This window comes from Kibdelosporangium aridum, assembly GCF_900176515.1.
Taxonomy (GTDB): Bacteria; Actinomycetota; Actinomycetes; order Mycobacteriales; family Pseudonocardiaceae; genus Kibdelosporangium; species Kibdelosporangium aridum.
The window spans coordinates 74,966-99,292 of record NZ_FWXV01000010.1; the positions used below are offsets into that span (position 1 = coordinate 74,966).

The 24,327-nt window shown below is 65.7% G+C and carries 24 protein-coding genes; 13 read left to right on the plus strand and 11 right to left on the minus strand.

The window, feature by feature from the left end:
• Nucleotides 1-133: 133 nt before the first annotated feature.
• Nucleotides 134-1,567, minus strand: coding sequence for a cellulase family glycosylhydrolase (locus B9C43_RS59970; RefSeq protein WP_084432860.1), 1,434 nt, complete (start codon nt 1,565-1,567; stop codon nt 134-136).
• A 524-nt stretch (nt 1,568-2,091) separates the two neighbouring features.
• On the opposite strand from B9C43_RS59970, the gene moaA reads away from it, so the two are divergent.
• Both moaA and moaC read left to right on the plus strand, forming a co-directional pair.
• Nucleotides 2,092-3,123, plus strand: coding sequence for a GTP 3',8-cyclase MoaA (gene moaA, locus B9C43_RS41030; RefSeq protein WP_200825923.1), 1,032 nt, complete (start codon nt 2,092-2,094; stop codon nt 3,121-3,123).
• Complete coding sequence (moaC, locus tag B9C43_RS41035) at nt 3,120-3,677, plus strand: cyclic pyranopterin monophosphate synthase MoaC (protein WP_407657155.1); 558 nt, start codon at nt 3,120-3,122, stop codon at nt 3,675-3,677. The genes moaA and moaC overlap by 4 nt, the downstream gene beginning before the upstream one ends.
• Here moaC and B9C43_RS41040 read toward each other — a convergent pair.
• Nucleotides 3,665-4,933 (minus strand): MFS transporter, encoded by a 1,269-nt coding sequence (locus B9C43_RS41040; protein ID WP_327224499.1) that lies wholly within the window; start codon nt 4,931-4,933, stop codon nt 3,665-3,667. The two genes, moaC and B9C43_RS41040, sit on opposite strands and share 13 nt — an antisense overlap.
• Nucleotides 4,934-5,235: 302 nt before the next feature.
• Here B9C43_RS41040 and B9C43_RS41045 point away from each other — a divergent pair, with 302 nt between their 5' ends.
• The 4 genes from B9C43_RS41045 (at nt 5,236) to B9C43_RS41060 (ending at nt 7,983) form a co-directional block, all read left to right on the plus strand.
• Nucleotides 5,236-5,778 carry a DinB family protein gene (locus B9C43_RS41045; RefSeq protein WP_084432862.1) on the plus strand — a complete coding sequence of 181 codons (543 nt, stop codon included), beginning with the start codon at nt 5,236-5,238 and terminating at the stop codon, nt 5,776-5,778.
• Between the two features lie 7 nt (nt 5,779-5,785).
• On the plus strand, nt 5,786-6,865 hold the full coding sequence (locus tag B9C43_RS41050) for an FAD-binding protein (RefSeq protein WP_084432863.1): 1,080 nt from the start codon (nt 5,786-5,788) through the stop codon (nt 6,863-6,865).
• A complete protein-coding gene (locus B9C43_RS41055; RefSeq protein WP_033389257.1) occupies nt 6,862-7,269 on the plus strand; it encodes a DUF5313 family protein in 408 nt (135 codons plus the stop codon). The genes B9C43_RS41050 and B9C43_RS41055 overlap by 4 nt, the downstream gene beginning before the upstream one ends.
• 147 nt (nt 7,270-7,416) lie before the next feature.
• Entirely contained in the window at nt 7,417-7,983 is a 567-nt protein-coding gene (locus B9C43_RS41060; protein WP_084432864.1) for an HdeD family acid-resistance protein, read from the plus strand.
• Between the two features lies 1 nt (nt 7,984).
• Here B9C43_RS41060 and B9C43_RS41065 read toward each other — a convergent pair whose 3' ends face one another.
• The 5 genes from B9C43_RS41065 to B9C43_RS41085 form a co-directional block, all read right to left on the minus strand.
• Nucleotides 7,985-8,626, minus strand: coding sequence for a sensor histidine kinase (locus B9C43_RS41065; RefSeq protein ID WP_084432865.1), 642 nt, complete (start codon nt 8,624-8,626; stop codon nt 7,985-7,987).
• Nucleotides 8,627-8,629: 3 nt separating this feature from the next.
• Complete coding sequence (locus tag B9C43_RS41070; RefSeq protein ID WP_033389255.1) at nt 8,630-9,289, minus strand: response regulator; 660 nt, start codon at nt 9,287-9,289, stop codon at nt 8,630-8,632.
• A gap of 77 nt (nt 9,290-9,366) precedes the next feature.
• Nucleotides 9,367-10,008, minus strand: coding sequence for a response regulator transcription factor (locus B9C43_RS41075; protein ID WP_033389259.1), 642 nt, complete (start codon nt 10,006-10,008; stop codon nt 9,367-9,369).
• Nucleotides 10,005-11,120 carry a hypothetical protein gene (locus B9C43_RS41080; RefSeq protein WP_084432866.1) on the minus strand — a complete coding sequence of 372 codons (1,116 nt, stop codon included), beginning with the start codon at nt 11,118-11,120 and terminating at the stop codon, nt 10,005-10,007. Before B9C43_RS41080 ends, B9C43_RS41075 begins: the two co-directional genes overlap by 4 nt.
• The gene (locus tag B9C43_RS41085) at nt 11,107-12,240 is read right to left on the minus strand and encodes a sensor histidine kinase (RefSeq protein WP_143446953.1); all 1,134 of its coding nucleotides are present in this window, start codon (nt 12,238-12,240) and stop codon (nt 11,107-11,109) included. Before B9C43_RS41085 ends, B9C43_RS41080 begins: the two co-directional genes overlap by 14 nt.
• 231 nt (nt 12,241-12,471) lie before the next feature.
• On the opposite strand from B9C43_RS41085, the gene B9C43_RS41090 reads away from it, so the two are divergent.
• The 6 genes from B9C43_RS41090 to B9C43_RS41115 all read left to right on the plus strand — a co-directional run bounded on the left by B9C43_RS41090 (nt 12,472) and on the right by B9C43_RS41115 (nt 17,740).
• Nucleotides 12,472-13,242 (plus strand): DeoR/GlpR family DNA-binding transcription regulator, encoded by a 771-nt coding sequence (locus tag B9C43_RS41090; RefSeq protein WP_084432868.1) that lies wholly within the window; start codon nt 12,472-12,474, stop codon nt 13,240-13,242.
• A gap of 10 nt (nt 13,243-13,252) precedes the next feature.
• A complete protein-coding gene (locus tag B9C43_RS41095) occupies nt 13,253-13,609 on the plus strand; it encodes a DUF4406 domain-containing protein (RefSeq protein WP_200825925.1) in 357 nt (118 codons plus the stop codon).
• A 103-nt stretch (nt 13,610-13,712) separates the two neighbouring features.
• A complete protein-coding gene (locus B9C43_RS41100; RefSeq protein ID WP_051896916.1) occupies nt 13,713-14,198 on the plus strand; it encodes an ester cyclase in 486 nt (161 codons plus the stop codon).
• 65 nt (nt 14,199-14,263) lie between these two features.
• Nucleotides 14,264-15,916 carry a PEP-utilizing enzyme gene (locus B9C43_RS41105; RefSeq protein WP_160097052.1) on the plus strand — a complete coding sequence of 551 codons (1,653 nt, stop codon included), beginning with the start codon at nt 14,264-14,266 and terminating at the stop codon, nt 15,914-15,916.
• Nucleotides 15,913-16,866 carry a methyltransferase gene (locus B9C43_RS41110; protein WP_084432870.1) on the plus strand — a complete coding sequence of 318 codons (954 nt, stop codon included), beginning with the start codon at nt 15,913-15,915 and terminating at the stop codon, nt 16,864-16,866. Before B9C43_RS41105 ends, B9C43_RS41110 begins: the two co-directional genes overlap by 4 nt.
• A 217-nt stretch (nt 16,867-17,083) precedes the next feature.
• Nucleotides 17,084-17,740 (plus strand): response regulator, encoded by a 657-nt coding sequence (locus tag B9C43_RS41115; protein ID WP_033389249.1) that lies wholly within the window; start codon nt 17,084-17,086, stop codon nt 17,738-17,740.
• Here B9C43_RS41115 and B9C43_RS41120 read toward each other — a convergent pair.
• Together B9C43_RS41120 and B9C43_RS41125 are read right to left on the minus strand one after the other, a co-directional pair.
• Nucleotides 17,737-18,894 (minus strand): DUF222 domain-containing protein, encoded by a 1,158-nt coding sequence (locus B9C43_RS41120; RefSeq protein WP_084432871.1) that lies wholly within the window; start codon nt 18,892-18,894, stop codon nt 17,737-17,739. The genes B9C43_RS41115 and B9C43_RS41120 overlap by 4 nt on opposite strands.
• 193 nt (nt 18,895-19,087) lie before the next feature.
• The gene (locus tag B9C43_RS41125; protein ID WP_143446954.1) at nt 19,088-19,897 is read right to left on the minus strand and encodes an SCO4651 family lipoprotein; all 810 of its coding nucleotides are present in this window, start codon (nt 19,895-19,897) and stop codon (nt 19,088-19,090) included.
• Between the two features lie 172 nt (nt 19,898-20,069).
• On the opposite strand from B9C43_RS41125, the gene B9C43_RS41130 reads away from it, so the two are divergent.
• Nucleotides 20,070-21,917, plus strand: coding sequence for a sensor histidine kinase (locus B9C43_RS41130; RefSeq protein ID WP_160097054.1), 1,848 nt, complete (start codon nt 20,070-20,072; stop codon nt 21,915-21,917).
• On the opposite strand, the gene B9C43_RS41135 is transcribed toward B9C43_RS41130, so the two are convergent.
• Together B9C43_RS41135 and B9C43_RS41140 are read right to left on the minus strand one after the other, a co-directional pair.
• Nucleotides 21,903-22,649 carry a metallophosphoesterase gene (locus tag B9C43_RS41135; RefSeq protein ID WP_084432874.1) on the minus strand — a complete coding sequence of 249 codons (747 nt, stop codon included), beginning with the start codon at nt 22,647-22,649 and terminating at the stop codon, nt 21,903-21,905. The two genes, B9C43_RS41130 and B9C43_RS41135, sit on opposite strands and share 15 nt — an antisense overlap.
• 126 nt (nt 22,650-22,775) lie before the next feature.
• Nucleotides 22,776-24,311 carry an APC family permease gene (locus B9C43_RS41140; RefSeq protein WP_200825926.1) on the minus strand — a complete coding sequence of 512 codons (1,536 nt, stop codon included), beginning with the start codon at nt 24,309-24,311 and terminating at the stop codon, nt 22,776-22,778.
• Between the last annotated feature and the right edge of the window lie 16 nt (nt 24,312-24,327).

A 24,327-nucleotide genomic window follows, 5' to 3' on the forward strand; every position in this document is an offset into this window, starting at 1 on the left:
GCGCTGGGAACCTCCTGGAGGATGACTTCGCCCTGATTTCCGCGGCGCCTGCCCTTAGGGGATTGCCTGTGGTGCGGCCAAAAAAGCGGCCCCCGAGCGGACTCGGGGGCCGTTTTCCCTGATGCGGAGCGGTTTACCGGTTCAGAATCCGTTCGCGCACCCACACACCGGCAGGCTTGAGCGGACCGGTGCCGGTGAAGTTGCTGCCCGCGCACGTGCCGCTCTTGAAGACCGCGCCGGACCTGGAGTCGTCCGAGAAGTTCCAGTTGGTCCAGCCGATCTGCTTCTGCGCCATCAGATCGATGTACCGCTGCGACATCGCGAAGTCGTTGCCGCCGTCACCACTGGAGGTCTGCGTACCGAACTCGGTGACGAAGACCGGCACACGGTCGGCGATGCGGGACAACGCGCTGAGGTAGTTGTCCCGGTGCGACGCCGCGTAGAAGTGGAACGTGTACATGAAGTTGGTGGCGTTGATCGGGTTGTTGAACACCGAGGTCTCGCTCTGGCCGTCGGAGATGCCGAAGGTCGACCAGCCGTGCGTACCGACGAACACGACGCTGTCCGGGTCCTGCGCGCGGATCACCGGGATCATCTCCTCGGCGTAGCGCTTGACGTTGGCCCAGCTGACGTTGTTGGGCTCGTTGGCGATGTCGTAGATGATGTTCTTCTTGTCCTTGTGCCGCTGGGCGATCTCGGTGAAGAACGTCTTGGCACGGGAGGTGTTGTAGTTCGGGTCACCCGGCGTCAGCTGGTGCCAGTCGACCAGGACGTACATCCCGCGCTTGGTGGCTTCCTCGATGTACCCGTGCATCATGTCGGTGAAGCGGCGCGGGTTGGTCTCGTAGCCGCCTTCCTGGATGTACATCGCGACGCGCAGGATGTCGGCCTTCCAGTCGTTCGCGAGCGCGTCGAGCGACGCGGTCTTGACGCACTGGGAGTACCACTGGATGCCGTGCGTGCTCATGCCACGCAGCTGGACGACCTGGCCGCGCTCGTTGCAGAGCTTGGTGCCGCACACCTTCAGCTGGCCGTTCTTGGCCACCGGGGTGTCGCCCGGGCCGGGAGGCGGCTCGGTGCCCGCGACGTCAACGGTCAACGAGTCGGCGTTCGGCCCGCCGTTGGCCGTGGTCGCCGTGGTGCGGATCCTGTTGGTACCAGCGACAAGGTTGACCTGTGTGGTGACCGACTGCCAGTTGGTCCACGCACCGGTGCCGGGGAAACCGAGACCCGACACGGTAGGGGTGCCGTTCACGGTGATGTCCAGTGGCCGGTTCGCGGTGGTTCCGTTGGCGTACCGGAAAACCAGTGAGTGGCGGCCCGCCGCCGCGGCGTTGACGGTGTACTCGACGTAACTGCCGGTGACGTTGTCGAAGTTGACGAACCCGGAGCCGGTGAACCCGGTGTGGTTGGACTCCACCACGCCTTGCGAGATCGTCGCGCTCTCGGACTGGTACGTGACCGGTGCGGCGGACGCGGTTTGCGGAATTGTGAACACGGCTGCAGTGATCACGGTCGTGATCAGCGCGGGGCTGAGCACAGCTGCGATCCATCTCGAGCGTGCCACTGATGCCTCCTGCAGGGGTCGGGGGCGGCGGCTTGACGAGTGTTCTTCAGTTGTGGCGCTGGATCTTGCCGAATTGGATAGGAAAGTTTCCTAACAGTAGCCGAATCACACCACTTGTCCGGTACGTCTGTCAATCGGCAACCGGGAAGGCCGGATGTGCCCTATTTAAATGGTCTAGACAAATGTCGTCCGGATCCACCACGGCCCGGCTGACCGCCCGAGGGCGGCCGCACGCTGGCCCACCAGCGCCGGCCAGTCCGTCCGGCTACAAGTGGGGCGCCAGCAGCCGCCGCACGGACCAAAGAGTCTGGGGCAATCCGGCAATACCGCGTCTATCAGGCCGGGACTTCCTCGCGGACATTCCTCGGGCGAGTTGGAAACGACGTCTATTCCGTTTCTTCCATCATCCGGAATTCCGGGCAGTCCGTAACGCTGGATGCGCAATCCGTCAGCGAGGCGTTCGTTACATCGGCGACGACGGCTCGCGTGACGCTTCCACCGGCACAGGAGTGTTAGCCTCGGGTGTGGACGGCATTCCAGTCGACGTATTCGGCCGCCCGATGGGCGCGTTGCGTATATCCCTCACCGATCGGTGCAACCTCCGGTGCCGCTACTGCATGCCCGAGGAGGAGTACGCCTGGCTGCCGCGCGAGGACCTGCTGACCTTCGAGGAGATCGAGCGCCTCACCGAGGCGTTCGTCTCCCTCGGGGTGGACAAGGTGCGGCTGACCGGCGGCGAGCCGCTGCTGCGCCGTGGCCTGCCCGAACTGGTCCGGCGGCTGGCCGGGTTGCCCGGGGTGAAGGACCTCGCGATGACCACCAACGGCGTGCTGCTGGCCAAGCACGCCGAACAGCTGCGGGAAGCGGGCCTGCACCGGCTGACGATCAGCCTTGACACCTTGCGGCCCGAGCGGTTCAGCGCGTTGACCAGGCGTGGAACGCATCCGGACGTGCTGGCCGGGATCAACGCGGCGGTGGCCACCGGGCTGACCGACCTGAAGATCGACACCGTCGTGATGCGCGGGTTCAACGAGGACGAACTGGTCGACCTGATCGAATTCGGCAAGAACATGTCAGCCGAAGTCCGGTTCATCGAATACATGGACGTCGGCGGCGCCACCGGCTGGACGCCGGAAAAAGTCTTCTCCCGCAAGGAAATCCTGGAAACCTTGGCGCAGGAGTACGGTCCCGCCGAAGAACTTCGCAAAACGGATGCGGCACCGGCTGACCGTTTCGTGCTGCCGGACGGCACGGTTTTCGGAATCATCTCCTCGACCACGCAGCCGTTCTGCGCCACCTGTGACCGCAGCAGGCTGACCGCGGACGGGATGTGGCTGCGCTGCCTGTACGCGATGACCGGCACTGACCTGCGGACGCCGTTGCGTGACGGCGCGTCGCTGGACGACCTGCGCGACCTGATCACGGGGATCTGGCAGCAGCGCCGCGATCGCGGCGCGGTCGAGCGGATCGGCCAACGCGCCCGCGGACAGGTCTTCGTCAGCCTTGAGAACCTCAAACGCGACCCTCACCTGGAAATGCACACCCGCGGAGGATGAACGAGATGGCCGAAGACCTGCTTGCAGGGTCGAGCATGAACGCCGAAGACCTGCGTGCCGGGTCGAGCAGCAGCACAGCCGGCCTGACCCACTTGGACTCCGCGGGCCGGGCTCGCATGGTGGACGTCGGCGAGAAACCGGTGACCCACCGGGTCGCAGTCGCGTCCGGCGCGGTGCACATGAAGCCGTCGACGCTCGAGCTGATCACCGGCGGCAAGATCGCGAAAGGCGACGTGTTCGCCACCGCGCGGATCGCCGGGATCATGGCGGCCAAGAAGACCGGCGAGCTGATCCCGTTGTGCCATCCGCTCGGAATCGACAGCGTGTCGGTCGAATTGAAACCGTCCGGGCCTGGCACCCTGGCCATCACCGCCACCGTTTCCGTCACCGGCAAGACCGGTGTGGAAATGGAGGCGCTCACCGCGGTGAGTGTGGCCGCTTTGACCGTCTACGACATGTGCAAAGCGGCCGACAAGGACATGGTCATCGGCGACGTCCGGCTCGAGGCGAAATCCGGTGGCCGCAGCGGTGACTACCGGCGTCAACCCTCCTGACCGACTCGTTCGGTGTGCTGCGCCGGCACGATCGGCAGGCGCGGCAACGGGATCGCGGGTTCCGGTGGCAGGTCGACGGCCACCATCGTGCTGGGTTGTGGCTGCGGCTGAGGTTTGGGCGCGATGACGACCTGCCGTGTCACGCGGACACCGCACCAGATTTGTCCGCAAAGGACGACAAGGGCCATCACCAGCGGCGCCGTCCAGCCGTCGGTGATGCTGTGCACCAAGCCGCACGCCAACGCGCCCACACCGGCGATGAAATAACCGAGCCCTTGCACCATTCCGGACAGCGCCGTTGTCACATCCGCGTTGCCCGCCGTCCGAACCGAAATCAGGGTCAGCGCCATCGCGAGGCCGCCCATGCCGATCCCCAGGCCGATCGACCACACCCACGGCAGGAACGCGGGCGCGACAAGCAATCCGACCACGCCAACGGCGTTCACGGCGACAAGTAGTACGACCAGGATCCATTGCCTGCGCCATTTGTGCACACAGAACGGCACGAGCCACATCATCGGCAGGCCCATCGCCATCGACAACGCCAGGCAGAAACCGGCGGTGCTCGCCGGCAGCCCGGCGTCCCGCAGAATCACCGGCAACCAGCCCATGACCAGGAACGTCAGCGTGGAGACAAGTCCGAAATAGACAGTCAGGTGCCACGCGGCCCGTGAGTGGAAAAGCTTTCTGGGGCTCAGCGCGCTGTGCGCGAAGACCATGCTGGACCGTGGCGCGCTTTGCCACACATGGACGGTCACCGCGGCCAGCAATGCCCAGCAGGCCAGCGCGAACTGCCACGAAAACGCCGCGACCAAAGTGGGCGTGACCAGTGCACCCATCGTGCTGCCGGCACCGAGTGCGAGTGTGTAAGTGGCTCTCGTCCCCGACGACGCGGGTTGCACCAGAACCGGCAGGACAGTGCCCACGACTGCAATTGCAAGACACGCGAGCAAAGTCCCCGCGAGTAACAGTTCGGAACCACCTTGGACCCGCAAGACCAACGAGATGCCAAGAATGATGAGCGAGCACGTGACCGCGTGGTGAATTCCGGCACGCTTGCGCAGCCAAGGCGTGCCCCAACCACCGATTCCGCTGGCCCACAAAGGCAAAGCCACCAGTACGGCGCCGATCGCCGCGGTCATTCCCGGCTCTGCCGACACATCTTCAAGAGCTGCTCCGAGGCTAGTCACAGCAGGTCGGAGGTTCAACGCGAGCAAGAACACAACCGCCGTGGAGACGGGTGCGGCTTGTTTCATCGCATCCCCCTTTCGAAGTGGGGTGTGCGCGACCGCCGGACCGTCAATGAAGCAGGGCAGACGGCCCGTGGCCTGCGAAAGAAAAAGGAGGATCCGCGCTATGCGGGCAATTGACCGATTTCAGGATGGTCATGCAATGACGGGATCGACGCTGAACAACCCAGACTCTTCATACGAGCCTCCCTCTGGGCGCACACGGTGTGACTCCCCGCGAACCGCACCGGCGGCGACCGTCAATTAAAGAGTCGCTGTTGTTCGCTGGCCGGTCAATCGCCCTTTTGGGCGTGTGCCAGACTATCCCCGTGGCGAACACCAGTTCGAAAGAAACCGTTGAAGTGCGAGAACGTTCCTGGCCGGAAGTCCACGCCCTGGATGAACTGCGACTGCTCACCGAGTTCCTGACTTTCCTGCGGATCACCGCGGTGAACAAGGTGGCCGGATTGGACCGGTCCAAAGCGGTCGCCACCCCGTGGCCGACGTCGCCGAAGATGAGCATGCTCGGCGTGATCCAGCACTTGACAGCGGTGGAACGCTGGTGGATCTCGAATGTCGGCGGCGGATCGGACCTGCCGACGCTGTACTGGGATGACGACGAACCGGACACGGATTTCAAGATCCCCGAAGACGCGACTCCCGCTTCGGTGATCGCGGCTTACGAGGCGGAATGGGCAAGATCTGACGCCGCGCTTGCCGGAATGCGGCCGTCCGACAAAGCGAAACTGAAGTTCCGGGATCAAGACCGGACGGTTCGCTGGATATTGACGCACCTGATCCAGGAGACCGCACGGCACGTCGGGCATCTGGACGTGCTGCGCGAGTTCGCCGACGGCCAGCGGGGCGAATAATGAGGGCGTGACCACTGCGGATGACGCCGTTTTGTCCTGGGCCGCTGACGATTTCGGCCACATCGTGCACACCCGTCCGCGAGGCGTCTTGCGCCCGCGGACGGTGGCCGAAATCCAGGACGCCTTGGCTTCCGGCGTGCGCCTGAGGCCCCGCGGTGAAGGCCATTCCACAGCGGGACAAGCGCAGGTCTCCGACGGCGTGGTGGTCGATATGCGCGGCCTGGACTCGATCTGCGTGGACGGTGCTCAGGTGTTGGCCGGGGCGGGCGCCCGGTGGAGTGCCGTACTCGCCGCGACGCTTCCGTACGGCCTCACACCGCCGGTGCTGACGGACTATCTGGAACTGTCGGTCGGCGGCACGCTTTCGGTAGGCGGAATCGGCGGAATGACGCATCGCCACGGGATGCAGGTCGACAACGTCGGCCTTTTGGAGGTCCTCACTCCTGACGGCGTCGTCCACACATGCGAACCCGGGATGCCTTTGTTCGACTTGGTCCGTGGCGGCTACGGCCGGCACGGGATCATTCTGCGGGCCGCTCTGCGCCTCGTGTCCGCGCCGTCCCGCGTCTACCGCTACAAGCTTGAGTTCTCGTCCCTGGCTGCGTTCCTTGCCGTGCAACGTGAACTGATGGAGTCACGCCGCTTCGACTACCTCGAAGGAATGGCCCTTCCCGAGGGCACGTTCGAGATCTCCCTGGCGACCTACGACTCGGTGGTCCCGGATCTCGCGGTGGACGAAGAGGTGTCCTACTTCGAGTTCGCCAACCGGCTCGTGCTGGAGGACCAGGACAAGCCGCACCCGTGGCTGAACGTGTTCCTCCCGCAGGACGCGGTCCCGGATTTCATGGCGTCCGTCGGCGACGTCGGCCCGACCGGCACGGTCCTGATCTACCCGTTCGACACCCGCCTGATCACCGCGCCTGCCGTGTCCTTGCCCGCGGGCGACGTGGCATACCTCGTCGCCGTGCTGCGGACAGCGCAGTCGCCCACGTCACTTACCCAGATGCTGGCTGCCAACGCGGACCTCCGGCGGCGCACACTTAACGCGGGCGGGCGTGTGTATCTGGACGGGAGTGGTACCCCATGAGTGTGAAACGGCCGAACCCCGCACAGTGGCTGTGGTACGCGGTGGGCGGCAAACTGCCCGACCGCTACCGCGAGTGGGTGCTGCACGACGCGACCGCGCCGACATGGCTGGTCCGCCACGTGATCAGACGCCTCGTGTTCATGGCGCCCATCCTCGCCGCGCTGTACCTGGTGCTGGCCGTGATGATGAACTTCGATCTGACGATCGTCCTGGTCGGCCTGGGCCTGGGCGTCTACGCGGGCATGTACTACTCCCTGATCTTCTCGACGCACAGCGTCGACAGCCGCGTCACCCGCCACGGCTACCCCGACCAGTACGCCTCGCAGGTCCGCAAAGCCTTGAAGCAGGCCGAGCGGGACCGCTACAACGCCACGTGGCGCAACGGCGGCGCCACCTCACGCTGACCCCTCTCCGGCTGTCCAGGTGGCCAGATCGCGCCGTTTTGCCATGTCGCCGAAGGTCCGGTTGTCACTCTGTATGACGGTTTGTCCGAGTGCACAACTGCTCACTCTGGGTGAGAATGTGCGCGGAACACACCCCTGGAGGCAGCCATGACCGGCCCCGATGTCAGCGACCCGATTGTTGTGATGGACCTGCCGAAAGCGTGGGGGCTGGTGGTGCTGCGCGGCGTGCTGGCCGTGCTGTTCGGCCTGCTCACGCTGATCTGGCCGGGCCTGACCGCGCTGGCCCTCGCCATCGTCTTCGGGGTCTACGCCCTGGTCGACGGGATCGGCCTGCTGATGGACGCGTTCCGTAACCCCGACAAGTCCAACCGCGGCATGCGGATCTTCGGCGGGATCCTCGGCATCGCGGCAGGCATCATCGCGATCGTCTGGCCGGGCATCACGGTGGCCGCGCTGGCGATCCTGGTCGGTGCGTGGGCCCTGGTCACCGGGATCGCCGAGATCGTCGCGGCGATCCGGCTGCGCAAGCAGATCGAGGGCGAGCTCCTGCTCGGCCTCGCCGGTCTGCTCTCCGCGATCTTCGGTCTGCTCGTGCTGATCTGGCCGGCGCTCGGCGTCGCCGCGATCGCCGCGTTCATCGGCGTGTTCGCGCTGATCTACGGCGTGGTCCTGATCGTGCTCGGCATACGGCTGCGCAAACTGGCCCGCACCTGACCTATTTCGGCACCCACAGGGTGACCCGCGTACCGCCACCGGGCCGGGACACGATGTCGGCGTATCCGCCCACCTGGCTGAGCCGGGCGATGATCGACTGGTTGATCCCGAACCCGCGTGGCCGTTGCGCGGTGTCGAAGCCGACGCCGTGGTCCCGCGTGGTGACCACGATCCCGCCGTCCCGCTCCTCGACCCGCACGGTCACCTGGGTGGTCTGCGCGTGCTTCAACGTGTTGCGCAGCGCTTCCCTGGTGGCGTCGCGAACGGCCTTGCGCCGCGCCTCCGGCAACTGGTCGTCGATATCGGCCATCACCAGCTGCGCACGCAACCCATCGCGCGCGAGATCCGTGGCCACGCTAGCCAGGTCTTCGGTCAACCGTCCGCCCACCGCGGGTTCATCGAAGCCCCGCCGCAGCGCGATCGCCTGCGCCCTGGCCAGATTGCGGAACTCGGTGAGTTTCGCCTCGGCGTCGACCGAGTCCGACGGCGTCCGCATCGCCATGGCTTCCAACGCCTGCAGTACGTTGTCGTGGATGTAGCGGTTGAGCTCCGCGCGTTCCGCCGCACGCCCGCGCCGCACACCGATCACGTACGCGACAACACCGGCGGCGCCGACTGCCAGCGCCGCGATGAGGATTTCCATCGGTCACACCGGCACAGTCGGCACGACTGGCGCGTACGCGACGCCTTTCTCGATGGCGTACCTGGTCAGCTCGGGCCGCCGCCGCTGACCAGTCTTGTCCCGGATCCGGTCGAGGTAGGACCGCACGGTCCGGATGCTGATATCGAGGGCCTCAGCGATGTCCTGGTCCCGCTCCCCGGCCGCCACCAGGGAAAGCACCTGACGCTCCCGCGCGGACAACTCGATCACCAGGCCTTTGTCCCGGCCGGGCAGAGCATCCAGCACGTGCGCCGCGAGCATCGGGCTGACGTAGCTGTTGCCGCCGGCGATGCGCCGGACAGCGTGCAGGATCTCGGCGCCGTCGGAGTCCTTCGACAGGTACCCGCTCGCCCCGGCAGCCATCGCACCGAGGACCTCGGCGCGCCCGGAGTAGGCCGAGAGAACAAGCACGCGGTGGCCCATACCGACGACCTCGACCACCGCCGACGAGCCTTGGACGCCGGGCAGGCGCAAATCCAGGACCACCACACCGGCCGGGTTCTGCCGGTGGGCGGCGAACTGGGCCACCGACCCCGCGACGGCGTCCACTTCGATGTCCGGTGCGTCGGCCAGCAACTGGGCTACGGCGGCGCGGTAGAGCGGATGGTCCTCGATCACACCGACCGGGATCCTGGTGGCGGCCATGGATCTCCCTCCCCATTGGGATCGCTGGTCAGGACGCTAAGCGATCCGCGGGCAGGGCTCTGACAGTCAATCGCCCCTCATAGCTCGTCGACCTTGACGATGCCGTCCTGGATGGCACGGGCCACCAGTGCGGCCTTGGTCGGTGCTTCCCTGCCGACGTTGGCGTACTTCACGCGGACCCGGTCGAGGTACCCGTTGACGGTGCTGACGGTGAGGTTCAGTTTCTGCGCCACCATCTCCTTGGACTCGCAGTGGAACCACTCGAGCAGCACGTCGATCTGCCGTTGGGTCAGGTTCGGACGATTGGCCCTCGTGTCGGTGCCCAGCGCGCCCGACAAAGCTGGCGGCGTGTACGGGGTGTTGCTCGCCGCGGCATGGATCGCGGCGACGAGGTGGTCCTCCCCCTCGGCCTTGGTCAGGTACGTGAAGGCCCCGATGTCCAGGCAGGTCAGCGCGGTCTCCCGGTCCTCCCGCATGGTGTAGACGACCACCTGGCGCCCCGCGTCGACCAGCCGCTTGAGGTCGCCGTACGCCGGGCCGGTGATGTCCAGCTGCAAGTCGAGGACGACCACGTCGGCCCGGTCACCCGGGTCCAGCCACGCCACCGAGACGCTGGATCCCGAGTCCAGCACGTCGATCGGCGGGTCGGCGGCCTGGCACCAGGCCTTGACCCCCGCGATCACAGCGGGGTGGTCGTCCACCACGACGATGCTCGTCATCCGCGGCCCCTCCAGGTCGCCTGCACCCACAACCGGTCCCCCGCCGTCACGGTCGAAGTGGTGATCTCGTCGTTGTCCACAATCGGAACGGCGTACGGCACGGAATCAGCCACCACACTCACGGTGACCTGCTCTCCCGCGCCGACGACCGTGAGCCGGACGTCGCCACGCGCCGTGGCCAGAACTGCGACAGCGGGCTCGGTGAGCAGCCGGCGCATCTCGACGGGCACCGGCGGCCGCTCGCCCCGCTCGGAGAACCGTACCGATACCCCATTTCGCTCGGCCAGACCGACGCACGCCATCAGTTCGTCCACCAACGGATCGGGGCTTACGGTGGCCTCGCCGAACAGCCTGCGCATGCGCGCCGCCTCGATCGCGCACGTCCGCCGGACGGATTCGTCCCCCGGATCGAGCGTCCCGGACGCCAGTCCAGCGAGCACCGGCGCGGTGGTCTCCGCGAGCGCCGCGTACCGGTCCTTGCGGTCTTCGTGGAGCTGACCGGCGACAGCCTCGGCGGTCCGCACCTGTTCTTCCTCGCGCGCCACCTTGGCCACCGACATGGCCACCCGGCGCAACGCGTTGGCGAACAGGATGACCGCCACCTGGAACGCCGCCGACACCACTGTGGTGTTGACGGCGCCCGCGAACGTGACATCGGCCGGGCCGTCGAAAATGGCCAGCCCGAACGCGGGCAGATAATGGGCCGCAAGCAATCCCGCGAACAACCAGACGGGTTGCCCCATCGCAAGAAGGACCAGTGGCCACCCGACCACGCCATCGGACCAGTGCGCGAGCCCCAGCCGGTCGCTCGGGGCGACGGTCAGCGTGGCGGCCAGCGAGGTCGCCAGCACGATCGCGATCAACCACCAACGCCAGCGCCGCACGATCCGGTCGAAGGCGGCGATCACCGAAACCACCGTCAGCAGGACCACGACAAGGACCTGGACCTCGACCGGCCGGTAGGAATCCCAATGGTTGAGCAGCTTCGGCAACGACAGGCCGTAAATGACGACCAAGCTGATCGCGGCCGAGCTCCACCGCATGCCCCGCATGTACTTCGTGGCCACGTCCTCAGCGTGGCCGGGAACGTCGTAAGGCTCAGGCGCGTGCATCGGGCCACTCCAACATGACCTCGGTGCCACGGCCCGGCGTGCTCGTGACGACGGCCTGGCCGCCCAGCCGAGCCATCCGCTCGACCAGCGAACCTGTCACGCCGTAACCATGGCCCGAAATCGTGGCCAGCTCGAAACCCTTGCCCCGGTCCCGAATCCAGACCTGCACCGCACCGGCAGCGGTCCGCGCGACAGAGACCTCGGCGACGTCCACGCCGGCATGCCGAACGACATTCGTCAACGCTTCACGGGCACCCCGGCACAGCGCCACAGCCACCACGGCGGGCAGCGTCACCGAGTCCTGCAGATGCCACTCGATCCGCACCGGTACGTGCTCGACGACATGGCGCAGCATCGGGACCAGATCAACTTCACCATCCGCGGGGTCGGTATGCCCCTGGATGACCTCAAGGTCACGGGCGGCCTGCTCGGACAGCCAGGACTCCTGACGGCTCGCCACACCGGCACCGACCATGAGCAACGTCGCCGACGCCGTGTCATGCAAGGCCGCGAGGTATTCACGCTCGTCAGCGCGCCGCGCAGTCGCGACGGCGGACTCACGCCGGACCTGCTCACCCCGTTCGAATTCACGGTCCGCGGCCCGTCCACCGCGCCGCACCAGGATGTAGAGGCCGCGCCCGAGGACCGCCTCGATGGCCATCCACGATCCGATCGGGACGACCAGAGTCCAGTCCTGCAGCTTCGCGAGCACCCCGCCGGTGAGGTACGCGGCCAGGATCACCAGCGCGGCCACCGCGCCGACCAGCACAGACGAGTGGAACTGATACGCCACGACGATGATCGAGGTCGCCACGAGCACCCAGCTGACGCGATCGACGTGCATCTCGGGCGCGGCCGTCCACACCTGAGCCAGGCAGACGCCGGTGATGACCAGCAGATCGACCACGAGCAGCCAAGGCTCCTGGCGCCGGAGCATGCGCACGGCGAAGAACACGTTCCACGCGTTGAAAGCCAGGATGATCAGAGTGGCGAGCAGAAAGTCCCGTGGCGTCGCAGTGGCCCACGAGACCAGGCTGCACAGCGCCGCGACGACAGCACGGATGACCACGGCGTAGAACAGGCCGAGGCGGTTGAGTTCCCGTTCTGCCGGACCGGTCATGGGCAGCGGTTCCATCTGAGCGGCGGCAGACCACCAGCGGAAGGCTGGTCCCTCATGCGCGCCACTTTCACCCGCTCATCCTAGTGGTGGGTTAGTCAGCACGACCGCGACGACACCGCCAACGTCAGGCAACGTTTTGCCCCGAAATCCGCGTCCGACCAGGCCAACCGTATACCGCACACATCTCACAGAGATCTACCACTTCTAACAAGCTCATGATAGAAAGGCGTCATGGCCGTCGCCGATCGACTCGACCTCACCCTGCGGCTGGTACGTAACGCCGAACGGATCTCACTGAACGAACTGGCCGACCGGCTGGGCGTCTCGCTGATGACCGTTCGCCGCGACCTTGACGAACTCCAAGCCAAGGGCCTGGTCCAACGAGTGCGCGGCGGCGCGGTCGCCCTCGCCGCACCCGCGGAGGAAGCCGGATTCGCCGCCCGCGAACCCTGGCAAGCCGCGATCAAACACCGGATCGGCGCGGCGGCCGCCGAACTGATCGAGCCAGGCCAGACGATCCTGCTCGACGCCGGGACGACCACAGCGGCCCTCGCGAGCAGCCTCATCGCGCGCGCACCGCTGACAGTGGCCGTGCTCAGCCTGCAGGCGGCTCACCGCCTCGCCGACCAGCCCGGCATCCGGCTGCTGGTCATCGGCGGCGAATCACGTCCCGGCGAACGCAGCCTCGTCGGCCACCTGACCCTGCGAATGCTGGAAGAGCTGTGGTTCGACACCTTCGTGATGTCCATCGGCGCGGTGCACCGTGAACTCGGCTGGTCGGAGTTCTCGATGGAAGACGCGACGGTGAAGCAGCACGCGCGCTGCCGCGGCGACAAGACGATCGTGGTGGCCGACTCGACCAAGCTCGGCGTACGCGCCTTCGCCCGCGTGGCCGGCCTCGGGGACGTCGACACATTCGTGACCGACGATCCCGGACCCGGCCCCGCCATGGAGACCCTGAACGACATCCGCGACGTCGGCGTCGACGTCGTACTGGCCTGAAGGAGCAGCCATGTCCCTGATGATCCTGGTCGCCGGACCGTACCGGTCAGGCACCGGAGACGACCCCGACAAGCTCGCGGCCAACGTCGACGCGATGAACCAAGCCGCCCTGCAGGTATTCCGCGCCGGGCACCTGCCAGTCACCGGCGAGGCCCTGGCCCTGCCGTTGATCGAGCTCGCCGGATCGACCAGGGTCGGCGACGCCGAATTCGACGAGATCTTCCATCCGATAGCCCGGCAGCTGCTGTCCCGATGCGACGCCGTCCTGCGGATAGGCGGACCATCGGCTGGCGCCGACGAGATGGTCGAGCAGGCCCGTACCGAGGGCAAACAGGTCTTCACCAGCCTGGAAGAGCTCCCAGTCTGATGCGCCCGATGCAACCGAATGGACGGACCGCGCAGGGTCTACGTAGCGGATTCCGTAGTGCCACGGATACCCCGAATGGCCGACTCGGAGCAAGATTTCCAGCATGAGCGATCGGTCTGCGCCCAACTCGCGGTACAAGAACCACGTCCTCGCGCTCAACCACGCCTTCAACACCGGCGACTTGTCAGGCGTGGACGACCTGCTCACGCCCGACTTCGCCGAGCGGGACATGCCACCAGGCCCGGAGGGGTACAAGACCGCGGTCCGCCAGTTGCGCGCGGCGCTGGCAGACCCCCGGTCGGAGGTGCTCGGCCTGGTCGCCGAGGGGTCCACAGTGGTGCTGCGGGTCCGGCTCACCGGCGTGCACGTGGGCGAGATAGTCGGGGTGGCGCCCACAAGGCGCAAGGTCGACGTCGAGCAGATCCACTTCTACGAAGGCCGTGACGGCAGGCTGGCCACCCACCACTACATCCGGGACGACCTGGCACTGCTGGATCAACTGGGCGTGCGCTCGGACGTGCAGGCAACGATGTACCTGCGGCCTGGCCGCCAGACCAAACACGGATACATGGCTCGCTTCGCGGGGTGACGCGCGCCGAGATTACGTGGTGCCACGGATAGCGCATGTGGACCGCGATAGCCACGATTTCGGCCATGGAGAACAAACGGGGGCTGATCGACGACGTGCCCGTCGAGCAGGTGCCGATAGAAGTGCGAGTGCCACCGGGATTCTGGCAGCGCGAGGAAGCGCACATGCCGATGCCGCTCACCCCCATGACCGAATCGACGATGACAGCCGACCGCGCCTTCAAGCAGGCCTGCGCCGAGCACGGCCTGCTTGTCGAGCCGCACCTGGCATCGATCGGAGGCTGGCACTACCTCTCCATGCAGCCGGTGGGCGGCAAACCAGACGCCCCACCCCCACCCGGCTGGCTAATGCCTTTGCTGCTGCGGCTATCGCCCGCCAGCCGCGAACGAATGCGTCGCTCCAAGGAAGCCACCCGCACCCACTTCGCGGACGAACTGGTCGACCGCTGGACCACCAAGTGGCAGCCCGAGTTCGAACGCCGAATCGCCGAACTCCGCGACGCGGACCTGGCGGCCCTGACCGTCGACCAGTTCATCGCCCACTTCACCGCAGCCCGCGAACTGGCCGACGACGGCACACTCACTCATTTCCGAGTCAACCTCGCGAACTGGCTGGCCCTCGCGGACCTGGCCACCGCATGCCGCGACCTACTCGGCTGGCAACAAACCGACGTCGACAACCTGCTGGCGGGCCTGTCGCCCAGAACCAGCGAACCCGCCAGAAAACTGGCCGCCCTGGCCGGAAAGAGCGAAGACGCCCCGGAATTCACGCAATACGCGCGCCTCTATGGCTGCCGGTCACTGACCGTCGAACTATCGAACCCGACCATCGCGGAACTCCCAGGCCTGGCCAGGCGCCTGCTGCAAGACCAGATCGCCCGCGGATTCAACCCGGCAACCAGCGCGGAGGAACTGGCCCGCAAACGCGCCGAAGCCGCCGCCGAAGCCCGAAGTTCCTTGCGTGGCCGGGAACTGGCCTGGTTCGAGCGTGCACTCGCCCGTGCCACCAAGGCCTACCCGATACGCGAGGACAACGTCTTCTTCACCATCGACAGCCCCAACGCATTGCTCAGGTACGCGGCCTTGGAAGCCGGACGACGCCTGGCACACAACGGCCAGATCGACACGCACTCAGACGTGTTCTTCCTCAAAGCCGACGAAGCCCTCGCCGCACTCCAAGGCAGCACCGGCATGCAGACACTCGTCGTTCTGCGCAAAGGAGAACGCCAGTGGGCCATAGCCAACCCTGGACCACCCAGCTACGGCCACGACCACGGCCAACCAGACACCCGGTGGCTGCGCTCGGACCTACGCAAGAGCACAGAAGCCCTCCTTTGGGCCGCCGAACGCGTACTGGCACCCAAACTCAGCAACCGCGTCACCGCCGAACCAAAACCCGCCACACTGACCGGCATTGCCGGCTCCGCCGGCCGCTACCGAGGCACAGCCAGAGTAATCAACTCGGAGGACGAATTCGGCAAGCTTCAAGCCGGTGACGTCCTCGTCTGCCCAACGACGCGGCCATCGTGGTCAATACTGTTCCCGTCAGCCGGTGCCATCGTCACCGACGCAGGCGGCCCACTGTCCCACCCGGCCATCATCGCCCGCGAGTACCGCATTCCGGCGGTAGTCGCGACCGGGTTCGCAACCACCACCCTGCACGACGGCCAAGTGGTCACAGTGGACGGTGCACGAGGAGTCGTGGAGGTCGAGGCGTGAGCACGCCATACCTCAACCTCACCAACGCAGCAGGCAAAGTCGCTGCGTTCTCCACCGCCGTCCGTCTAGGCCTGCTCGACCGCATCGACCGCGAACCCGCCAACCCAGCCGAACTCGCCCGCACCTGCGGCGCCACCGAACGCGGTGTCCGCGTCGTCCTAGCCGCACTCGCCGAAGGCGGCTTCGTCGAGCAACTCGCCGACGGCCGCTACCGCCCAGTGTTGACCGGCCTAGCCGCTCTGCACCCCCTAATCCCCTTGTGGGACCACCTTCCTGACGCGGTGAGGACCGGCATCCCCGTCTACGACCCGAACTCCGCGTCGCCAGGCAATGCGATCTACCCGCGAACCATGACGTACCTGGCCAGCCTCTGGGGCGATGCAGTCGATCACGCCATCTCAACACTCCCAGCAGCGACAAGGATCCTGGACGTCGGCGCAGGCGCGGAACCGTGGACGATCTCGTACTGCCGCGGGCATCCGAAAAGCCACATCACCGCGCTCGACCTACCGGAGGTACTGCCCTCGACCCGACGTGCGGTGTCGCGAGCGGGTCTCACCGACCGCTACACATTTCTCCCTGGCGACGTCCTCACCACCCCACTCGAACCGTGCACCTACGACCTGATCATCGTGGCTCAAGTCTGCAGCCTGTTCGATCGATCCAACGGATCCGCCCTGATCAAGCGACTCACTCCAGCATTGGCCGAAGAAGGTGTCCTGGCCATCATCGACACCCTCGCCGGCGCACCTGGCTCAGCGATGCAAGAGCTATCGCTGTACCTACGCACACAGGCAGGCGCCGTCCACCAACCAGACGCCTATTACGAATGGCTCGCTGACGCGGGTCTCACGGATATAACCAGCACAGATCTTCCGACCACGCTGGCGATCGCCGTGCTGACCGGCCGCAAACCCCGTCAGTCCGCTTCCGCGCACGACAACCGATGAAGCCCGGAGGTACAGCACCAGTGTCGACAATCGCGAAACTCAGACGGACAGTCGCAGGCTCTCCAGTGCGACCGGGAAAGTTTCCCGGCCAATCTAGGTGCATGGTCCCTACCGTTTGGGGGTCCCCAAGCGAGACGATCCGAGAATGCAGGCCGTGTCAGCCCGCCACACGCTGGGCGTGGAACGGAGTCCCGCCGAAGACGACGGAGACGACGCGATGACTTCGCTGCCACCGGAGAAAGAACTGACGGTGGTCCTCGCGGACGACCACCCGGTAGTTCGGGGCGGATTGACGGCATTGCTCTCCTCCGTCGAAGGGATCACGGTTGTCGCCGAAGCGACCAACGGCCGTGAAGCCGTTGAGGAAACGGTGAAGCACCGACCGGACGTGTTGCTTGTCGACCTCCAAATGCCTGACTTGAACGGAATCGCGGCCACCCGTGAGGTCCTGAAAGCCGCACCCGAAGTGGCGGTACTGGTCCTCACGATGTTCCACGACGACGAGTCGGTTGTCTCGGCGATGCGCGCGGGCGCCAGGGGCTACATCCTCAAAGGCGCGGGCCAGGAGGACATCGTCCGTGCCGTGCGCGGCGTCGCGGCGGGCGAGGCGATCTTCGGTCAGAATGTGGCGCACCGAGTTCTGGATCTGCTCGCCACACCGCGGACAGCCGAACCGTTCCCTGATTTGACTGCCCGTGAACGGGAAGTGCTCGACTTGGTGGCAGCGGGGCTCGGCAACGCCGTGATCGCCCGGCAGCTGCACTTGGCGCCGAAGACCGTCAGCAATCACATCTCAGCGATCTTCGCCAAGCTGCGGGTCGTGGACCGCGCTGCGGCGATCGTGCGGGCACGGGAAGCAGGCCTTGGCCGCTAGGCAGCGGGTTCTTCATACCGTTCGGCCACGATCTGCCGTACTTGTCCGGTGGGTGTCATGAAGACCATCCGGCCTGATTCAGGTTGTGTGAGCATCCAGCCCTTCGTCCGCTCGTACATCAGCCGATGGCGCTTGCACAGCAAGAAGTAGTCACGTTCGCGGAACCGCCGTCGACGGCCTGCCTTCTTCTTCGATGTCCTCTGCACAGTGCACTTTCGCGCAGGGACGCGACATCCGGGTTGTCGGCAGGTGCGGTCCCGCATCCTGATCCGATCGGCGAACCCGTCCGAGGCGTACCGGCGTGGGCTCGCCTCCAGCACGTTACCGAAGTCGTCAGTGATGATTCGCCTGAGCACTCCGTTCTTCGCGAGCTCACGGCATTGCTCGGCGGTGATCGGCCCGTACTCGGAAAGTTCACCAGGCTTGTTGTTAAGACCGATCAACGTGGTCAGCGGCACCGTGACGTTTATGTGGGCCTGCACTCGCTCCATGTCATTGCCTACAAGGAGATCCAGCAGTACGTCAGCCCTGCGCTGAGCGAGGGTCCGAGTGTCGTCCGGAGTCTTTGACTGATGAGCCAGGTGATTCAACACGTTGTAAGTTGCTTCGACCTCACCGGCCAGCATCGTGGCGACGAGTTTGGCTGAGCCGTCCTCACCCTTTCGAGTCACGACATCACGTAGTTCCTCCTTCTGTTTTCGTTTTCGTTCGGCGGACTCTGGGTCGGCCTTCATCGCCTGACGACGTAGCGCACGTCGATACTCTTGGTACGTCGCATGTGGTCCGTGGGCGAGCACGGAATTCTCGACTGCGAGGGCGTCCTCATCGGACAGTCCTTTGGTGATCTGACAGGTCGCGCGCACTCGCGCCAGGTCGATGGTGCCTTTCTCCAAGGCATCGAGAGTGGCGGGTAGTCGGCGGACGATGTACTCGGCTTCCAGAATCCGTTGTGTGGCAATCCTTATCGAGGTGTGCAAGGTGGCGGCAACCTCTTCCGGTGCGCCGTCGGCGAGCTTGATCCCTGGACGACCAGGCGGCATGCACTCCGCGTACTTGGCGAAGTCACGGATTTGCGCAGCTGCCCAGTAGGCCTGCTGCTTCTCGGCGATGTGGATGGAGGCTATGGCCCTGGTTTCGGGCTTGGTTTCATGCATGCGACCGACCGTAGCCCGGGGGTCTGACAGTTTTGGTTCGTTCTCGGTGTGTCGGTTGGGGATGTTCGTACGAACGGACCGTTCGTACGGTCTTTCCCTGCTCAGACCCCAGAAAATCACCCCGCCCAAGGACTGGGCGGGGTGATTCCCTGACCGATCACCGGCTGGGGGGACGGCGATCGGCAGCCTGTGTTCAGTTGCCTTCGACCTCGTTGGGTGCCGGGATATCGATCTTGACCGGCACGCCGTAGTCGAGGAAGTCCCAAGTCATCGATCCACCCGATACCGACATCTGAAGCCTGGCAAGCCTTCCCTTACTGTCGACGAAGAGCTTCATGGCGCTGGAGGCGTCGCCGGGCAAGCCCGACGTGTCCTTGTCTTCGGCGGGAATCTTGGCCGGATCGACGGTCACGTTGTAGCGAGTCGTGGGAACGCCGCGTACGGTCTCGGTGCCGTCCGGGGTGACGTCCGCGATCTCCTTGATCTCATCGATGAACCGCATCGGGTCACTGCTCGCGCCTTGGCTGCTGTTGCCGCCGCCGCCCAACTGCCCCAACGACGCTTCCAGTTCCTTCAGATCGGTCTTCGACCACCTCGGCGCCGGTGCGCCGTCAGCGGAGGTTCTCATGTAGATGGCATCACCGTCGGCGACGATGCTCACCGTCATCTTCTTGCCGCCCATGTCCATCACGGACTCGACCTTGGAGCGATTGCTCTTGAAGTCAAACGCACCCGTGCTGGTCCAGCCGCCCACACCGGCGCCGCCCTGCCCCGTGAACTCCAGCTTCGCCTCGATCTTGCAGCTGAACTCGTCCCGCGTGGTCTTCGCGGCGTTGGAGATCAGCGCCTTCGGGTCGGCGTTGGCCTGACCGCCCGGGTTCGGGGCCTGCTGTTCCACGCCGCCGCCGGGTACAGGACTGCCGGGCACGGTGGCCGTTCCGCAGCCGGCCAGGCCGAGCACACACAGCGCGACTGTGGCAATGACGCCAGATCGTGTACGCATGTGCTTCGTCCTCCGTGGCAGGGTGTTGGTGCTGTGTCCCTCGACGACGACAACTCTGGAGCACCAGAACGCCCAAATGACAGGGGCATGTCCCGGGAAAGAGCGGGAAACTGTCCGGATGAGATCGGGACCCCGATCCCAGGACAAAACAGCCGAAACGACGGAGTATTACGTGGTGCCCCCTTCCGTACACCGCCTGACGACCAGCCTGGCTTGGGGGATGTTCGCGGTCGCCGTCGCCGGAATCGCTGTCGCTCTGGTGCTGGCCGCGGCGGAAGGGACGAGTTGGCAACCGGTCACTGCCAACACAGCGATGGGCATCGCGCTGTCCGTGTGTGGTGCGCTGCTTGCCGCGCAGCGGCCAACAAACCCGATCGGGTGGTTGTTGTTGACGGCCAGCTGGGCCCAGGCGGCCAGCGCCCTCGCGCTCCCACTTGGCGACATGATCGGGCAACAAACCTGGATCTTGTCGGCCGCGCTGATACTGCCTCTTGCGTTGCTGCTGTTCCCCACTGGACGCCTGCCGGGACCGTGGTGGGCAGTGCTCGCCTGGGCACTTGTCGCGGCCACGCCCTTTGTCATCGCCGGCTGGCCCGCGGCGAGACTTGTCTGGTTGGGTTTGATCGTCGCCGTCTCGACGTCCTTGGCGCTGCGTTATCGCCGGGGCGACGAGGTACTGAGGCGACAACTGCTATGGCTGGTGCTCGCCGTGATCGCCAACGCGTGGGCGATCCTGCCGTGGCTCATGCGTCTGGGGCCTGCCCTGGTGCTCGTGACGTCCACGCTGCTTCCCGTAGCCATCACGATCGCGATCCTGCGCTACCGGTTGCTGGACATCCGGCTGCTGGTTTCCCGCGGAATGCTGTACTTGCTGCTGTCGGTAGGCGTGATCGCGATCTATTCCAGCCTGGTCCTGTTCTTCGGCCCGACCCTGAACCTCGAGACGCACCTGGGTGCGGCGGCACTCCTCGCCGCTGCCGTGGCTTTGCTGTTCAACCCGGTCAGAGTCCGTCTGCAACGAGTGCTCGACCGCGTTCTCTACGGACATCGCCGTGACCCAGTCCGTGCGTTGAACCATCTGAGCGCGCGTCTGGACGCCGAAATGGGCTCGTTGGACGACCTGCTCACCGCGGTCCGTGACGCGTTGCAACTGCCGTATGTGGCGTTCAGGTTGCAAGGCAGGGAAGTCGCGGCATCCGGGTCGGCGGCCGGTGTTCTCGAGGTGGTGCCGCTGGCCGCGTCCGGCGCCGCGAGCGGTGAACTCGTCATCGGTGTCCGTCCTGGACAGAGTCGCTTGAGTGGCCAGGACATGCACGTGCTGTCCGTCCTGGCGATTCCGCTCGGCGTAGCGCTGCGGGCGACGATGTTGTCCGAGGAGCTTCAGCAGTCACGGGAGCGGATCGTCGCGGCGCGTGAGGAAGAACGCCGCCGCCTGCGCCGTGACCTGCACGATGGGCTCGGGCCGACGTTGAGTGGTGTCGCGTACGCGACGGACGCCGCCAGGAACCTGGCCCGGTCAGACCCCGACACCGCGGTGGACCTCTTGGTGCGCCTGCGTGGCGACATCGGCGACGCGATCATTGAGATCCGGCGTCTGGTCGAAGGCCTCCGGCCGCCGGCATTGGACGAACTCGGGCTGGTCGGCGCACTGCACCGGGAAGCCGAGCGACTGTCCTATCAGGAAGGTGGACGTCCGTTGACGGTCAGCGTCGACGCGCCGGCCGACATGCCGGAACTTCCCGCCGCCATCGAGGTCGCCGCGTACCGGATCAGCGCTGAGGCGCTGAACAATGCGGCGAAGCACTCAGGCGCCGAGAACGTCCGCGTGCGGATCACTGTTGGCGACGAACTCCACATTCTCGTCCGAGATGACGGCAGGCCTGGTCCGAACGGCTGGTCACCGGGAGTCGGCATGGCATCGATGTCCGAGCGTGCCGCGGAGGTCGGTGGCCGATGTGAAGCCCGCCCTGGCCCGGACGGCGGGAGCGTCGAAGCCGTGCTCCCGCTAAAGCCCTGGTGATATGACGCGATAGTGCGTTGTGAGCCGCCGGCTGTCATCCAGGACGTGGAAGGCGATCGAGGGCGGCACTTCGAGGTCGACGATCTTGTCGGTCTCCCATGGCAGCATCAGTGTCGACACGACACCTGGCGCGACGAGCAGCGGCAGGCCGGCGAACGTGCTGGCGGCGCTGGTGTGCGCGTGTCCACAGAGAACCGCGACAACATTGGGGTATCGAGTGATCAAGGCAGCGAGTCGATCCTCGCCGTTCTGCTTGATGCCGTCGATGAACGGCACGTGCAGCAGCACCGGCGGGTGGTGGAAGCAGACGAAAACCGGGGCGTCACCGGCGTCGATGAGCACAGTTTCCAGCCATTCCAGCGTTTCGTCGGCGAGGAAACCGTCCGAACGGCCAGGAATGCTCGAGTCGCACATGGCGAACACGGCTTCGCCGACGCGATGCGCTTGGTTGATTGGTCCGTCACCGGCGCTCTCACCGAGGAGAACTTCGCGGTATGGCCCGCGTGAATCGTGGTTACCCGGACAGTGCAGCAGCGTCCGCGGCCCCGAGAACAGCTTGGCGACCTTCTCGTACTCCTCGGCCAATCCGTGGTCCGCGAGATCGCCGGTGACCAGGATCGCGTCGATGTCGCCGGGAAGCCCGTTGAGGTAGTCGAACACGCGGGTGGCGCGCTCGATGCTCCGCTGATCGCTGTCTATGTGGATATCGCTCACGTGCGCGAGTACGAGCATGAAGGCCCCATTCAGCGTATATCTGCCCTGAGAGAGACCGTATTGCGTGCAAGGCTCGTTCGCCACCATGTTCTGCTGGTCAGAGGCATGGCTCAGCGAATGCGCCAGTCATTCTGCGACCCGATCTCAGCGGGTCGGCAGGAGCTCTCCGGCGGGGTCCTGGGTCTTGGTCTGCAGGCGGCCCCACAGCACGAACAGCACACCGATGACAACCGCTGCACCTAGCGGGATCAATTGACTGAGTGTGTACGAAAGGCGCTCGCCTGCGAACGCTGTCGGCAGGGAGTCATCGGGGTTTCCGTCCGTGCCGAACCAGCCGACGCCCAGGCCTGGCCAGATCAACGTGGCGACGGTGAACGCGACCAGGAGAGTCGGGAGCATTGTCACGACCGTTGCCGTTCCCCATCCACCAGGTACCCGAAACGGTCGGGGAACGTCAGGCATCTTCTTGCGCAGGACCAACAAGGAAGGAAACGTGACCACATAGGACACAAAGGTCATCGAGATGGTCAGGCCAAGTCCTGCGGCGAAATACTTCTCCGACGAGCCGCCGGTCAGGCCCAACGCGAGCACCATGGTGACCGACGCCAGGACACCCGACAGTACGTTCACCCGGATCGGCGTACCGCGCTTGGCGGAGATCTCGCCTAACCAACGCGGGCCTGCGCCGTCTGCGCACGCCACCGCCTGCGCGCGATGCGCGCCGATGGCCCAGCCCACGCCGCTGGTGAGCAGACCTATGATCAAGCCTGCCGCACAGATCGTGCCGAATACCTGACCCGCACCGGTCAGTGTGACCGCCCCGGACGGGTCGACGGAACCGCCGTACACGGTGAGCACCATCTTGCAGGCGTCGATGAACCCGGACAGGCTGCCGATCCGGTCGGCGGGAACGACCAACAGGATGCCCAGAATTGGGCCGCCATACAGCAAGACGGCGCCGATCCCGGACCGCAAAATGGCGAAGGGCACTGTCCGGCGTGGGTCGCTCATCTCCTCAGTCGCAGTGGATGGCAGTTCGAAACCGACGTAGTTGTAGATCACAAACGGCACCAGCGCGATGAATCCGACGTAGCTCGGCGCGAAACCGCTGGCGGACAACGGTTGCACGCCATGCTTGAGCCCGTAGACGACCACTGACACCGTGAAGAATCCGAGCAGGACGATCCGGGCGATGGCTCCGGCCGTCGGCACCCATTTGCCGATTCGCAGGGACATGGCGACCGCGAGGACACCGAGCCAAATGAAGATCAGGCCGACGACGTACGTGCCCACTCGGCCGAGGTCGGCGAAGAACGTCTCGAACGTGGTCAGTGCGATGACGGTCAGGCTTCCGCCGACCCACACGGGATTGGTCAGCCAGTACAGCACCTGGTTGACACCGGCGACTCGGCGCCCGAAGGCGAGCTTCGTCCAGACGTAAGGACCGCCCTCAACGGGGAAGGCCGTTCCGAGTTCGGCGACCAGGAGGCCGTAGGGCAGGAAGAAGACGACCGCGAGGATGACCATCCAGGTCAATCCTTCCGGCCCTTTGGCCGCCACGCTGCCGATCGTGTCGAGGCCGACGAGCGTGCATAGCAGGAAGAACACCACGTCCACTCGGCGCAACGACTTGCGCAACCGCGAGCGTTGCTTGTCCCACCCGGCGCCGAGCGCGTCCATGGCGGCCTCCATAACT

What these genes read in the sequence shown, in the direction of transcription:
- B9C43_RS41095 (WP_200825925.1), top strand. Translation starts at nt 13,253, where the DNA reads ATGTCCCTGATGATCCTGGTCGCCGGACCGTACCGGTCAGGCACCGGA.
- B9C43_RS41085 (WP_143446953.1), bottom strand. Translation starts at nt 12,240, where the DNA reads ATGACCGGTCCGGCAGAACGGGAACTCAACCGCCTCGGCCTGTTCTAC.
- B9C43_RS41065 (WP_084432865.1), bottom strand. Translation starts at nt 8,626, where the DNA reads ATGGAAATCCTCATCGCGGCGCTGGCAGTCGGCGCCGCCGGTGTTGTC.
- B9C43_RS41070 (WP_033389255.1), bottom strand. Translation starts at nt 9,289, where the DNA reads ATGGCCGCCACCAGGATCCCGGTCGGTGTGATCGAGGACCATCCGCTC.
- B9C43_RS41135 (WP_084432874.1), bottom strand. Translation starts at nt 22,649, where the DNA reads ATGCTCGTACTCGCGCACGTGAGCGATATCCACATAGACAGCGATCAG.
- B9C43_RS41105 (WP_160097052.1), top strand. Translation starts at nt 14,264, where the DNA reads ATGGAGAACAAACGGGGGCTGATCGACGACGTGCCCGTCGAGCAGGTG.
- B9C43_RS41090 (WP_084432868.1), top strand. Translation starts at nt 12,472, where the DNA reads ATGGCCGTCGCCGATCGACTCGACCTCACCCTGCGGCTGGTACGTAAC.
- B9C43_RS41100 (WP_051896916.1), top strand. Translation starts at nt 13,713, where the DNA reads ATGAGCGATCGGTCTGCGCCCAACTCGCGGTACAAGAACCACGTCCTC.
- B9C43_RS41055 (WP_033389257.1), top strand. Translation starts at nt 6,862, where the DNA reads ATGAGTGTGAAACGGCCGAACCCCGCACAGTGGCTGTGGTACGCGGTG.
- B9C43_RS41080 (WP_084432866.1), bottom strand. Translation starts at nt 11,120, where the DNA reads ATGCACGCGCCTGAGCCTTACGACGTTCCCGGCCACGCTGAGGACGTG.
- B9C43_RS41120 (WP_084432871.1), bottom strand. Translation starts at nt 18,894, where the DNA reads ATGCATGAAACCAAGCCCGAAACCAGGGCCATAGCCTCCATCCACATC.
- B9C43_RS41125 (WP_143446954.1), bottom strand. Translation starts at nt 19,897, where the DNA reads ATGCGTACACGATCTGGCGTCATTGCCACAGTCGCGCTGTGTGTGCTC.
- B9C43_RS41075 (WP_033389259.1), bottom strand. Translation starts at nt 10,008, where the DNA reads ATGACGAGCATCGTCGTGGTGGACGACCACCCCGCTGTGATCGCGGGG.
- B9C43_RS41060 (WP_084432864.1), top strand. Translation starts at nt 7,417, where the DNA reads ATGACCGGCCCCGATGTCAGCGACCCGATTGTTGTGATGGACCTGCCG.
- B9C43_RS41040 (WP_327224499.1), bottom strand. Translation starts at nt 4,933, where the DNA reads ATGAAACAAGCCGCACCCGTCTCCACGGCGGTTGTGTTCTTGCTCGCG.
- moaC (WP_407657155.1), top strand. Translation starts at nt 3,120, where the DNA reads ATGAACGAGATGGCCGAAGACCTGCTTGCAGGGTCGAGCATGAACGCC.
- B9C43_RS41115 (WP_033389249.1), top strand. Translation starts at nt 17,084, where the DNA reads ATGACTTCGCTGCCACCGGAGAAAGAACTGACGGTGGTCCTCGCGGAC.
- B9C43_RS41140 (WP_200825926.1), bottom strand. Translation starts at nt 24,311, where the DNA reads ATGGACGCGCTCGGCGCCGGGTGGGACAAGCAACGCTCGCGGTTGCGC.